12 protein-coding genes are annotated in these 11,996 nt (G+C 60.7%); 8 read left to right on the forward strand and 4 right to left on the reverse strand.

Annotated features, from left to right (window positions below):
- Positions 1-83 precede the first annotated feature (83 nt).
- Positions 84-953, forward strand: coding sequence for an AraC family transcriptional regulator (locus tag AC07OO_RS06455; RefSeq protein ID WP_495081220.1), 870 nt, complete (start codon positions 84-86; stop codon positions 951-953).
- 22 nt (positions 954-975) lie between these two features.
- Here AC07OO_RS06455 and AC07OO_RS06460 read toward each other — a convergent pair whose 3' ends face one another.
- Together AC07OO_RS06460 and AC07OO_RS06465 are read right to left on the reverse strand one after the other, a co-directional pair.
- Positions 976-1,710 (reverse strand): PEP-CTERM sorting domain-containing protein, encoded by a 735-nt coding sequence (locus AC07OO_RS06460; protein WP_495081221.1) that lies wholly within the window; start codon positions 1,708-1,710, stop codon positions 976-978.
- A gap of 91 nt (positions 1,711-1,801) precedes the next feature.
- Positions 1,802-2,617 (reverse strand): crotonase/enoyl-CoA hydratase family protein, encoded by an 816-nt coding sequence (locus AC07OO_RS06465; protein WP_495081222.1) that lies wholly within the window; start codon positions 2,615-2,617, stop codon positions 1,802-1,804.
- A 171-nt stretch (positions 2,618-2,788) separates the two neighbouring features.
- On the opposite strand from AC07OO_RS06465, the gene AC07OO_RS06470 reads away from it, so the two are divergent.
- The 7 genes from AC07OO_RS06470 to AC07OO_RS06500 all read left to right on the forward strand — a co-directional run bounded on the left by AC07OO_RS06470 (position 2,789) and on the right by AC07OO_RS06500 (position 10,894).
- Positions 2,789-3,664: a branched-chain amino acid ABC transporter permease gene (locus tag AC07OO_RS06470; protein WP_495081223.1), complete on the forward strand. Its 876-nt coding sequence runs from the start codon at positions 2,789-2,791 to the stop codon at positions 3,662-3,664.
- 1 nt (position 3,665) lies between these two features.
- Positions 3,666-4,742, forward strand: a complete 1,077-nt coding sequence (locus AC07OO_RS06475) for a branched-chain amino acid ABC transporter permease (protein ID WP_495081224.1) — start codon at positions 3,666-3,668, stop codon at positions 4,740-4,742.
- A gap of 82 nt (positions 4,743-4,824) precedes the next feature.
- Positions 4,825-5,676: an ABC transporter ATP-binding protein gene (locus AC07OO_RS06480; protein ID WP_495081225.1), complete on the forward strand. Its 852-nt coding sequence runs from the start codon at positions 4,825-4,827 to the stop codon at positions 5,674-5,676.
- The gene (locus AC07OO_RS06485) at positions 5,673-6,470 is read left to right on the forward strand and encodes an ABC transporter ATP-binding protein (RefSeq protein ID WP_495081226.1); all 798 of its coding nucleotides are present in this window, start codon (positions 5,673-5,675) and stop codon (positions 6,468-6,470) included. The genes AC07OO_RS06480 and AC07OO_RS06485 overlap by 4 nt, the downstream gene beginning before the upstream one ends.
- A gap of 97 nt (positions 6,471-6,567) precedes the next feature.
- Positions 6,568-8,424, forward strand: coding sequence for an AMP-dependent synthetase/ligase (locus AC07OO_RS06490; RefSeq protein WP_495081227.1), 1,857 nt, complete (start codon positions 6,568-6,570; stop codon positions 8,422-8,424).
- A gap of 64 nt (positions 8,425-8,488) precedes the next feature.
- Complete coding sequence (locus tag AC07OO_RS06495; protein WP_495081228.1) at positions 8,489-9,646, forward strand: ABC transporter substrate-binding protein; 1,158 nt, start codon at positions 8,489-8,491, stop codon at positions 9,644-9,646.
- 48 nt (positions 9,647-9,694) lie between these two features.
- On the forward strand, positions 9,695-10,894 hold the full coding sequence (locus AC07OO_RS06500) for an ABC transporter substrate-binding protein (RefSeq protein ID WP_495081229.1): 1,200 nt from the start codon (positions 9,695-9,697) through the stop codon (positions 10,892-10,894).
- Positions 10,895-10,912: 18 nt separating this feature from the next.
- Here the strand turns inward: AC07OO_RS06500 and AC07OO_RS06505 are convergent, their stop codons facing one another.
- On the reverse strand, positions 10,913-11,440 hold the full coding sequence (locus AC07OO_RS06505) for a GNAT family N-acetyltransferase (RefSeq protein ID WP_495081230.1): 528 nt from the start codon (positions 11,438-11,440) through the stop codon (positions 10,913-10,915).
- Positions 11,441-11,486: 46 nt separating this feature from the next.
- Entirely contained in the window at positions 11,487-11,993 is a 507-nt protein-coding gene (locus tag AC07OO_RS06510; RefSeq protein ID WP_495081231.1) for a thioesterase family protein, read from the reverse strand.
- Between the last annotated feature and the right edge of the window lie 3 nt (positions 11,994-11,996).

The raw sequence follows: 11,996 nt of genomic DNA on the forward strand, positions 1-11,996 counted from the left end.
GCTAGGCACAACGCCAGTGTCGGCTCAAATCATGTACCATTGGTATCAATATAACCATCATTCATACCATTTCATCCAATACCATGGCGCACGCACCCGCCCAACCCATAGACCGTCTATCGCCCCTGCTGGAGCGCTTCCGTGTGCGAGCCCATATGTTCCACACCGGGGCGCTGTGCGGTGTTACCCACTTCGACGCCAAGGCGGGACGCGGGTTTCTGCATGTCTTGCGAAGCGGCGAAATGGCGGTCACCCACCGGCGCGGACAGGGTGTGCGCCAACGTATGACCGTGTGCGAACCCACCCTGCTGCTCTATCCCCGGCCACTGAGCCATGACTTCCACCATGCGCTGGCCGAGGGCTCGGACTTCACCTGCGCGTCGCTGGACTTCGAGGGCGGTGTTACACACCCCTTGGTGCGCGCCCTGCCCCCTTTGGTCGTCTTGCCGCTGCGGGCGGTAGACGGTCTGGAGACATCGCTGGGCCTGCTGTTTGCCGAGGCCGATCGCGTGCGCTGCGGAAACCGCCTGCTGGCCGATCGTCTATTCGAGGTAGTTTTAATCCAACTGCTGCGCTGGCTGCTCGACCACCCGGACGAAGGCGGCGTGTCCGGCGGCCTCGTGTCCGGGCTCGCGGACCCCGCGTTGGCCCGTGCACTGACGGCCCTGCACGAAAGCCCCGGCGCCCCGTGGAGCCTGGAGGCCATGGCCCAGCAGGCCGGTATGTCGCGCAGCGCATTTGCGGCCCGCTTCAAGGCCACGCTTGGGGAAACCCCGGCGGACTATTTGGCCGATTGGCGCATGACCCTGGCCCAGGCACGCCTGCAAAGTGGCCGCAGCGTCAAACACATCGCCGACGAGTTGGGCTACGCCAATGCCTCGGCGCTATCCCGCGTCTTTGCGCAACGGGTGGGACTCTCACCACGGGCCTGGCTGGACAAGACCAAGACCTGAGGCCGGCTATCGGCCGCAGGTATCAGGCGGCTCCGTCGTGCTGTTTGCGTCGGCGCACTGCGCCTGCCACCAAGCCCAAACCTGCCAGCAGCAGCGCAAAAGACTCTGGCTCTGGCACGGGCGACAAGGTCGCCACCTGGCCGGCCGTCAAGGCGTTGTCAAAAATCACGATCCGGCTCACAGCGCCGGGTGCCGCTTCGGACTGCCCGGTGGCATGGTCGTCGACAAAGAAGTGGGCAAGGGCACCGGGCTGGCTGAAGCTGAAGGTGTGCGCGCTATCGACATAGCTGCCGGCAAAGCTTCCGTTGACATACTGGCTCACAAGGTTGCTGGCATCGCGCGTCAAAGTCAGGCGCACGCTTTGGTTGTCCACGAATGCGCCGGCCCCACTGTTGACTTGTGTGCTGCAGCTGCACAGTTGTAGATCGGAGTTAAAGCGGTACCAACCCGAATCGGCTGTGAGATCGTGGAAGTCCACGATCTTGCTCCAGTTGGTCTTAGGCCCAAAACTGAAGGTCAAATCGATGGAGTACACATCGGAGGTCAATGCACCTGTCAGGCTTAAGCCCTGGTTGGCACCAAAGTTGTAGCTGCCGCCCACAAAAGACCCACCATGGGCCACCAGGCTGGGGCCGCCCAGGGAATCGTTGAGGTTGCCATTCAATTGGTACCAATGGGTTTGCGAGGCCTGTGCCGCGCCGGCAGCCAGCATCAAAGCGCCCAGCGCAAGGACGCTGCGCAATTTCGTTGCAACCATAGTCAGTACTCCCTGAAAACAATATCTGAGGGGAGCAAATGTACCGAGGCTTTTCCGCCGCGCAAATAGTCCGTTTGGACTAGGCCTAGTCCTAGGTCCCGTGGCGCCCGGCCCCTGCTGCAAAGCGGGCTGCACCTTCCAGGCCTTCGGCGATACAGTCCTTGCCGCGCTGCCACTCCTGGTGCAGCGCATGTGGCATATCCAAATCCCACTGCGCATAGGCACTGGCCCGGTCGGCCAGCATGGTGGCCTGCGGAAAACTGGCCAGTTGCTCCGCCAGGGCGCGCGCGGCTGCCAGGGCTTGGCCAGGTGGCACAACACGGTTGCACAGCCCCATCTGCAAGGCTTCGCTGGCTTCCACCTTGCGCCCGGTCAGTATCAGGTCCATGGCGTGGCCCATGCCGATCAGGCGTGGCAGACGCACCGTGCCCCCATCGATCAAGGGCACGCCAAAGCGGCGGCAGAACACACCCAAGTAGGCATCGGACTCCACCACCCGCATATCGCACCACAGCGCCAACTCCATGCCACCCGCTACAGCCGCGCCGCTGATGGCGGCAATCACGGGCTTGGACAGCATCAGGCGCGACGGCCCCATGGGACCGGCCGGCCCTGCCGCGCCAGGCACATAGTCTGCTGGCACAAAGTTCAAGGCCGCAAACGGGTCCACCCCGGGCCGCAAGTGTTGGGCGATGCGGGCACCGGCCTGCAGATCCCAACCCGCACAAAAGTGGCCGTTGGCGCCGTGGAAGACGGCCACACGCGCCTCAGGGTCTGCATCGAACGCCACAAACGCGTCATACAGTTTGCGCGCGGTGTCAGCATCGACGGCATTGCGCACATCGGCACGGTTGAGCGTGACCACGGTGATGGCGCCGTGGCGGGAGATTTCTACAGAGTCTTGCATGGTATGTATTCTTTGCCGCTCAGTTCATTGTGACACCACCGTGCGGTGCTGACGCACCCTTTGCCGCGTGCAGCGCACAGTCTCACACGGGACAGCAGCATCAGTGACAACCCTATCGCCGATTTAGGTTGCACCGGCTATAACCAGTGAGCAAAAACAATAGGAGACGATGTGCTGGTTCTTCAACTGGTGATCAGCGGGATCGCACAGGGGTGCATCTACGGCCTGATTGCACTAGGGTTTGTGCTGATCTACAAGGCCACCGAGACCGTGAGCTTCGCACAGGGTGAGCTGATGATGCTGGGCGCCTTCGCTGGCCTGGCCGGCATGACCATGCTGGGTTTTCCCTACTGGGTCGCCGTCATCAGTGCGATTGCGTCCATGGCCCTGTTCGGCATGGTGTTGGAGCGCGCGGTCATACGTCCCATCCTGGGTCAGCCGGCCTTCTCCGTCGTCATGCTGACCATTGGCATCGGCTATGTCGCGCGTGGTGCCATCACCATGGTACCGGGCATAGGCACGGACACGCAGGCCCTGCCCGTGCCCTACAAGGATGAAATCTGGAACCTTTCGGGCGTGGTGCTGAATGTGGAGCACATGGCGGTGATCGCAGCCACGGCGGTGTTGTGCACGCTGCTGTTCGCGCTGTTTCGCTACAGCAAACTGGGCATCGCCATGCAGGCCGCGTCGCAGAACCAGTTGGCTGCCTACTACATGGGCATTCCGGTGCAACGGCTCAATGGCATCGCCTGGGGCCTGGCCGCAGCCGTCGCCGCGATTGCCGGCCTGCTGCTGGCGCCCATCACCTTTGTGCACGCCAATATGGGTTTCATCGGCCTGAAGGCTTTTCCTGCTGCCGTGGTGGGTGGTTTTGGCAGCCTGCCAGGGGCCATTGTGGGCGGCCTGGTGATCGGAATCGTGGAGTCGCTATCGGGCTTCTACCTGCCCGAGGGCTTCAAGGACACCGCCGCCTATGTGGTGGTACTGGTCATGCTGATGGTCAAGCCCAATGGCTTGTTTGGCGACAAGCTGCGCAAAAAGGTCTGACATGCGGTTTATTTTTAAGACCGATTACAACCAGGACATCAAACTGGCCAAGCATGGCGGCCATGTGTTTTGGTATGGCGCGCTGATGGTGCTGTTACTCGCCGCACCCTTGCTGTTTGCCGAATACTGGTTAGCCCAGTTGACGCTGGTTACGATCTACTCCATCGCCGGGCTGGGCATCATGCTGCTGGCCGGGTTCACGGGCTTGTTTTCATTGGGGCACGCTGCCTTCTTGGGCGTGGGCGCCTACACCCATGCGGTGCTGACCAACCACGGTGTGCCCTTCCCCATCGCGCTAGTCTGCGCCGCAGGTCTGTCCGGCGCCGTAGGACTGGTCGTCGGGCTTCCCGCCTTGCGCGTGAAAGGCATCTACCTGGGCATGGCCACACTATCCTTTGGCTTCATCGTCGAGGAGGTGCTGGCACGCTGGGAATCGGTCACGGGTGGTAATGCAGGCATCCACGTCAAGAAGCCGGACGTGTTTGGCTGGGTGCTGCAATCGGGTGAAGAGTTTTACCTACTGTGCCTGGCGATCACGGTCGCCGCAACGCTGGGCATCCTCAACCTGCTGCGGGCGCCCACCGGACGCGCGTTTGTGGCCATTCGCGATTCCGAAATTTCCGCGCAGAGCATGGGCATTAACCTGGCCTATTACAAGACCTTGTCGTTTGCCATTTCGGCAGCACTGGCCGGTATTGCCGGCGCGCTCTATGGCCATTACCTGCAATTCATCTCCCCGGACCAGTTCAACATCCTGCAATCCATCGACTTGCTGCTGATGATTGTGGTGGGCGGTGTTGGCTCGGTGCACGGTGTCTTTCTGGGGGCTATCTTCCTCATCACACTGCCCGAGCTGATTGGCATGGTCAAAGACTACCTGCCTGTCGTGATCGGTCAGGCCCCAGGCTTGAAGGGCCTCGTCTACGGCCTGGTGTTGATCGCCTTTGTGCTGTTTGAGCCTTTGGGTCTGTATGGCCGCTGGCTGAAGATTCGCACCTACTTGCAGATGTTCCCCTTCTACCGCAAGGGCATGTTCAAGCGCCAAAAGTCCTTCCAAAAGTCAGATCGCCTGAAATGACCCCCACGCTCGTCACTTCGTGTACGTCTCTGCCCCCCGAGGGGGCCATCGCCCCTTGGGACGGCCCTGCGGCGCTCAATCTATGAACGACCTGCTTTTATCGGCCAAGAACCTCAGCGTGCGCTTTGGCGGCGTGCTGGCGGTCAACAACGTCAGCTTCGATGTCAAGCGGGGCGAAGTGTTTACGCTGATCGGGCCCAACGGTGCCGGCAAGACGACCGTGTTCAATCTGATCAGCCGCATCTACACCCCCACGAGCGGCAGCATTGCGTACCACGGCCCCCAGGGCGTATTGCAACTCACTGCACAGCCCCCCCAGAACGTGGCCTCGCTGGGCATCGCCCGCACTTTCCAGAATATCGAACTGTTTGAGCATGCGTCGGTCCTGCACAACCTTCTGATCGGTCGCCATACGCACCGGGCCACCGGCTTGTGGCAAGACCTGTTCTTCACGTCCAGGGTGCGCGAAGCCGAACTCAAAGCACGCGAAAAAGCCGAGGAGGTCATCGACTTCTTGAATCTGCAGCACTACCGAGACACCTTTGTCGCCGGCCTGCCCTACGGCGTGCGCAAGGTCGTCGAGCTGGCCCGCGCCCTGTGCACCGAGCCCAAACTGCTATTGCTGGATGAACCGTCCAGCGGCCTGAATGTCGAAGAGACCGACGACATGGCTTTCTGGATTCAAGACATCCAGCAGGAGCTGGGCATCACCGTGTTGATGGTGGAACACGACATGTCCTTGGTCTCCAAGGTATCGGACCGCGTGCTGGCCATGAACCAGGGTGAAATGCTGGCCATGGGCACGCCGCGCGAGGTACAAAGCGACGCAGGCGTCATTGAGGCCTACCTAGGGTCGGTGGACGACGTGTCCTCCCTTAGAAGGCGGGGCAGCGCCGTACGCGCAGCGACAAGCGTGAGGGCGAATACCCCATGAGCACGCTGCCACCTGCCATCAGCGATCTGCCGGTGTTGAAGCTGAACAACATCGAGAGTGCCTACGGCCCCATCAAGGCCATCCGCGGCGTCAGCCTGCAAGTGCGGCGCAGCGAGATTGCCACCGTACTCGGTTCCAACGGCGCCGGTAAGACCACGATACTCAAAACCATCTCGGGCATCATCGACCCGCGCAAGGGCTCCATTGAATTCAAAGGCGAAGACATCACCGCCCAGGACCCGGCCGACATCGTGCAGCAGGGCCTGAGCCATGTGCCCGAGGGACGCGAGGTCTTCCCATTGCTCAGCGTACGCGACAACCTGCTGATGGGCGCCTACACGCGCTCCGACCGCGATGGCGTGGCGCGCGACATGGAGACCGTATTCAATTACTTCCCGATACTGCGCGAGCGCGCCAGCCAAGACGCCGGCCTGCTGTCGGGCGGGCAGCAACAGATGCTGGCCATCTCGCGTGCGCTGATGGCCAGCCCTGACCTGATCCTGTTGGATGAACCCAGCCTGGGCTTGTCGCCCAAGCTCACCAAGGAGATTTTTGAAATCGTGGTGCGCATCAACCGGGAGCACGGCACGACCATTCTGCTGGTCGAACAAAACGCCAACATGGCGCTGAACGCCTCCGACTATGGCTATGTGCTGGAGAACGGCCGCATTGTCATGGAAGACACCTGTGCCCATTTGCGGGAAAAGGACGACATCAAAGAGTTCTACCTGGGCCTGAAGGAAGACGGTGTGCGTGGCGAGCGGCGTTGGAAAAAGAAGAAAACCTGGAGATGAAGATGGCCCCCACGCTCCACCGCTACGCGGGTCGCTGCCCCCCAAGGGGGCGAATTTGCCTTGGGGCGGCCCGGCGGCAAATTTTTAGGATACTTGCATGAGCAGCCTCTGGAACACCTCCACCATCCAGCCCTGCAACGGTGTCGTGTTGCAAGGCGACACCATACCCGCGCTGTTCTGGAACGGTGTGGCCCAGCGCGGCCCCGACGTCTGGATGCGGCAAAAACACCTGGGCCTGTGGCGCAGTTGGACCTGGACGCAAACGGCAGAAGCCGTGCGCGAAATCGCCGGTGGTCTGCTGAGCCTGGGCTTCGCCAAAGGAGAATGCGCCTCCATCCTGGCCAATACCGTCGTGGAATGGGTATTGGCCGACTTGGCCGTGCTGTCGGCCGGCGGCGTGTCCAATGGTATCTACCCCACCGATGCACCGTCGCAGGTGCAATACTTGTGCGCCGATTCGGCCACCCGCGTACTGTTTGTTGAAGACGATGAACAGTTGGACAAGGTCTTGGAGGTACGTGCGCAGTTGCCTGGCCTGCGCAAGATCGTCGTGTTTGACATGGAAGGCCTGCGCGACCTGAACGACCCCGGCGTCATCAGCCTGGATGCACTGCAGGCCCTGGGCCGCGACTATCTCAGCACGCACCCCGGCGCCGTCGAGCAGAGCGTAGCCGCCTGCCGGCCAACCGACCTCGCCATCCTGGTCTATACCTCGGGCACCACCGGTAAACCCAAGGGCGCCATGCACCTGCACCAAGGTCTGGTGTTTACGCTGCATGGCTACAACACGCTGGTTGCACAAGACGCGCGCGATGAGCGTATGTGTTTTCTGCCGCTGTGCCATATCGCCGAGCGCATGGGTGGCGAGTACTTCGCGATGTACACCGGTGCAAAACTCAATTTCGTCGAGAACCCCGAGACCATTCCTGAAAACGTGCGCGAGATCGCACCCACCGTCTTCACTGCCGTGCCGCGCGTGTGGGAAAAGTTTTACTCCGGTGTGATGATTGCGCTCAAAGAGGCGGGCTGGCTACAGCAAGCAGCCTATGCCTGGGGCATTGGCGTGGGCACTCGCATTGCGGACAAAGTACTGGCAGGCCAGGCCATCTCTGCTGCGTTGAAGGTGCAGTTCATGCTGGCCCGGTGGCTGGTTTTGGACAATGTGCGCAAGCTCATCGGCATACACCGCGCACGCTTTCTGGTGACAGGGGCTGCCCCCATTTCACCGGACCTGGTGCGCTGGTACCTGGCCTTGGGCGTACCCATGCTGGAGGTGTGGGGCATGACGGAAACCTGCGGCGCATCCACCGGCGTACCCGCCGGCAAGATCAAGCCCGGCTCCATAGGCCCGGCGGCGGGCTACAACGAAGTGCGGCTGGACCCGACCACGGGCGAGATCCTGGTGCGCGGCAAAAACGTGTTTGCCGGCTACCTGAACCTGCCCGAGAAGACGGCACAGACCATAGACCCAGACGGTTGGCTACACACCGGGGATGTGGGCGTGGTCGACGCGGACGGCTACTTCCGCATCACCGACCGCATGAACGACATCATCATCACCGCTGGTGGCAAAAACGTCACACCCAGCGAGCTGGAGAACGACCTGAAGTTCTCGCCCTACATCACCGACGCAGTCGTGATCGGAGACAAACGCCCCTACCTCACCGTCATCATCATGATCGACCAGGAGAATGTGGAAAAATTTGCGCAGGATGCGGACGTGCCTTTTGGCAACTACGCATCGTTAACCCAAGCCCATGCGGTGCAGGCCTTGATACAGGCCGAATTGGACCGGGTGAACCAAAAGTTTGCCCGTGTAGAGCAACTGAAGAAATTCTTCCTGCTCGAAACCCAATTGACCGCGGAAGACGAAGAGCTGACCCCCACGATGAAACTCAAGCGCAAGCTCGTGGAAAAAAAGTACGCCACCCAGATTGACGCCATGTATGCATAAGGCGCACACCGACAATCCACTCCTTTTTTACTCAACCGCACCCATCGACCACACCACAACAACCATGAAAATCAAAACCACCCTCGCAATCGCCGCCCTCACGCTATGCAGCGGCTGGGCCAGTGCCCAACAAGGCATTACGAAGAACGAAGTCCTGATTGGCACCATCCAGGATCTGTCCGGCCCTTTGGCGGGCTATGGCAAGCAGGCGCGCGCCGGTATGCAAATGGCCATTGAGGAGATCAATGAGCTGGGCGGCATCCATGGCCGCAAGATCAAGCTGCTGGTGGAGGATTCGTCCTACGACCCCAAGAAAGCCATATTGGCGGCGCAAAAGTTGGTCAACCAGGACCACATCTTCATGATGCTGGGTCACGTGGGCACCGCACAAAACGAAGCGGCCATGCCCATTCAGTTTGAGAAGGATGTCATCAACTTCTTCCCGCTGGCGGCATCGCGCTCCATGTACGAGCCCTTTCACCGGCTCAAGTTCTCGGTGGCGCCCACTTACTTCGAACAGATCCACAGCGCGCTGCCCAAGCTGATCCGCCAGAAGGCCGTGACCAAGGTCTGCGCCATCTACCAGGATGACGATTTTGGACAAGAAGTCCTGCAGGGAACAGAAGAAGGCCTCAAAGCCGCCAAGATAGCGCTGACCGACAAGGCATCGTTCAAGCGCGGGGCCACCGACTTCTCGTCACAGGTTGCCAAGATGCAGGGCAGCGGCTGCGAGCTGGTCGTGCTGGGCACCATCATCCGAGAAACCATTGGCACCATCGGCACGGCCCGCAAGATGGGCTACAACCCCATTTTCCTGGGCTCCAGCGCGGCCTACACCGATATCATCCACAAGGTGGGCGGCAAGGCCATGGATGGCTTCTACGCCACGATGACCTCGCAGTTCCCCTACATGGACGATCCCTCCCCTGCCGTCCGTCGCTGGGCCAACAAATACAAGACCCAGTTCAACGAAGACCCCTCCACCATCTCCATCTTCGGCTACACGACGATCAACATCTTTGCCGACGCGATGCGCGATGTGGGTGACCGGCCCAGCACCTCCAAGTTCATCCGCTCCATGGAAGTCATGAAGATCCCAGGCGATATGTTTGGTTCACCCCCATTGAAGTTCACCCCCACGCGGCGCCTGGGCAGCGACGCTTCACGCCTGTCGCAAATCGTCGATGGCCGCTGGAAGGTGGTCACCGACTACGGCCAATAAGCCGCATACCCCGCCCTCTTCAACCCCGCCCCAACCAGGAGACACCCCATGCAGATGACGAAGACCGCACTGACCCTCGCCACATTGGCCTTGTCGGCCACCGTAGCCATGGCGGCAGATAAAGCTGGCGCCGTGCAAGGCATCAGCAAGGACGAGATTTTGCTGGGGTCCATCCAGGATTTGTCGGGACCTATCGCCGGCTTCGGCAAGCAGGCGCGCTTGGGCATGCTGCTGGCGGTAGACGAAGTCAATGAACAGGGCGGCATCAATGGCCGCAAACTGAAGATCATTGTTGAAGACTCGGCCTACGATCCCAAGAAGGCCGTTCTGGCGGCCCAGAAACTCGTCAACCAGGACAAGATTTTCATGATGGTGGGCCACATCGGCACGGCGCAGAACATGGCGGCCATGCCGGTGCAGTTCGAGAAGAACGTCATCAACTTCTTCCCCATTACTGCGGCGCGCGAAATGTACGAGCCCTTCCACAAGCTCAAATACTCGTTTGCCGCCACCTACTTTGACCAGATGCGCAACGCCGTGCCCAAGCTGGTCAAGGAAAAAGGTGCCAAGAAGGTCTGCACCATGTACCAGGATGACGATTTTGGCCTGGAGGTGCTCAGAGGTGGAGAGGCCGGGCTGAAGACGCTGAACATGGAGTTTGCCGAGAAAACATCCTACAAACGCGGCGCAACCGATTTCTCATCGCAGGTCTCCAAGCTGCAGGCTAGCGGCTGCGATATGGTGGTGCTGGGCACCATCATCCGTGAAACGATTGGCGCCATTGGCACAGCCCGCAAGCTGGGCTACAACCCAGTGTTCCTGGGCTCCAGCGCGTCGTACACCGACCTGATCCACAAGCTGGGCGGCAAGGCCATGGACGGCCTCTATGCGACGATGACCGTGCAAAACCCCTACACGGACGAACAGTCGCAGCCCATCCGCTTTTGGGCCAACAAGTACAAGACCAAGTTCAACGAAGACCCCACTGTGTTCTCGGTCTATGGCTACCAGATCATCAATACCTTTGCGGCAGCGGCCACCAAGGCCGGCAAGGAGTTGAACACCGAAAGCTTCATCAAGGTCATGGACACCATGAGCATCCCGCCCGATATCTTTGGCAGTGCGCCGTCCAGCTTCAGCGCCACCAAGCGCCTGGGCAGCGACGCATCACGCATCTCGCAGATTCAGGACGGCAAGTGGAAGGCGGTGTCGGAGTACGTCAGCTCACCGGCCCCGGCCGCCAAGTAAACCCGCTGTCACCGATCCCTAGGCCCGGCTAATACTGGGCGGCTTGGGGTGGAAGCGGGCCATCGCGTGGGTGTCGGTGAACTGGCCGTCGCGCATCGCATAGCCCCGCATCGTGCCCTCGATCTCGAAGCCGAATTTCTTGTACAAGCCTATGGCCCGGGCATTGTCGGTGTACACGGTCAATTCCAGGCGTAGCGCGCCCACCCAGTTGTCCGCATAGTCGCATAGCGCGACCATCAAGGCGGAGCCCACACCACGTCCCTGGGCCTGGGATAACACCGACATACCTATCGACCACACGTGGCGTCGCCGCAGAGATGCATGCGCCAAATGTAGGCCCGCTGCCCCCACCACAGCGCCTTCCAATTCGGCCACCAACAGCAAATCCACCTTACCCACGGCGCAGCTTTCGGTCAAACGCGCGCGCCACAGATCTTCGCTGGTGTACGGCATTTGCATCAATCCGGGGAACACATCCGGGTCTCCCATGATGCGGGCATAGGCGGCCGCGTCTTGTACCGTCGCGCGGCGAATGGCAATGGTCATATAAGCTCCCTCAATAAACGGTCTCGCGGAAAGACCTTCGTTTGTATCAGGAAACGATATACGCCCCAGAGCCCGTGGACAGCAGCTTGCCATCGGCTCCCAAAAATTCCATGCGGGTGGACGCCACGCGCGAGCCCAAGCGCATGACTTCGGCTCGCAGTTCAAATTGCTCGCCGATGCCGGGGCGCAGGTAGTCGACCCGCAGGTCTATGGTGCTGAGCTTGCCAAAGCGGTGCAGGCGCTGCATCGGCGGCTCGTCCATATGGCGCGCACCGATGGCCGCCATCACGGCCAGGCCGCCCATAGCGTCCAGGCTGGCGCTGATGACGCCGCCGTGCAAGCGGTTGTAGCTGAAGTGCCCCACCAGTTCGGGCTTCATCGTGATCTGACCACGCACCTGCTCCGCAGTGACTTCGGTGATGCGCAGGCCCAGAACCTTGTTGAAAACAATCATCTCCTCGAAGATCTTCTTCAGGCTCTGCACAAACTCGGGTTCGAAGGTATGGCCGGGCGCTGGAGCCGGCCCCTCCTCTTTCTTGGCTTTGGCGTTCATGCA

The organism is Rhodoferax sp. GW821-FHT07G04, assembly GCF_059418585.1.

Bases quoted from the DNA above. Each gene is read 5' to 3' on its own strand.
- AC07OO_RS06455 (WP_495081220.1), top strand. From the start codon at position 84: ATGGCGCACGCACCCGCCCAACCCATAGACCGTCTATCGCCCCTGCTG.
- AC07OO_RS06460 (WP_495081221.1), bottom strand. From the start codon at position 1,710: ATGGTTGCAACGAAATTGCGCAGCGTCCTTGCGCTGGGCGCTTTGATG.
- AC07OO_RS06465 (WP_495081222.1), bottom strand. From the start codon at position 2,617: ATGCAAGACTCTGTAGAAATCTCCCGCCACGGCGCCATCACCGTGGTC.
- AC07OO_RS06475 (WP_495081224.1), top strand. From the start codon at position 3,666: ATGCGGTTTATTTTTAAGACCGATTACAACCAGGACATCAAACTGGCC.
- AC07OO_RS06480 (WP_495081225.1), top strand. From the start codon at position 4,825: ATGAACGACCTGCTTTTATCGGCCAAGAACCTCAGCGTGCGCTTTGGC.
- AC07OO_RS06485 (WP_495081226.1), top strand. From the start codon at position 5,673: ATGAGCACGCTGCCACCTGCCATCAGCGATCTGCCGGTGTTGAAGCTG.
- AC07OO_RS06490 (WP_495081227.1), top strand. From the start codon at position 6,568: ATGAGCAGCCTCTGGAACACCTCCACCATCCAGCCCTGCAACGGTGTC.
- AC07OO_RS06495 (WP_495081228.1), top strand. From the start codon at position 8,489: ATGAAAATCAAAACCACCCTCGCAATCGCCGCCCTCACGCTATGCAGC.
- AC07OO_RS06500 (WP_495081229.1), top strand. From the start codon at position 9,695: ATGCAGATGACGAAGACCGCACTGACCCTCGCCACATTGGCCTTGTCG.
- AC07OO_RS06505 (WP_495081230.1), bottom strand. From the start codon at position 11,440: ATGACCATTGCCATTCGCCGCGCGACGGTACAAGACGCGGCCGCCTAT.
- AC07OO_RS06510 (WP_495081231.1), bottom strand. From the start codon at position 11,993: ATGAACGCCAAAGCCAAGAAAGAGGAGGGGCCGGCTCCAGCGCCCGGC.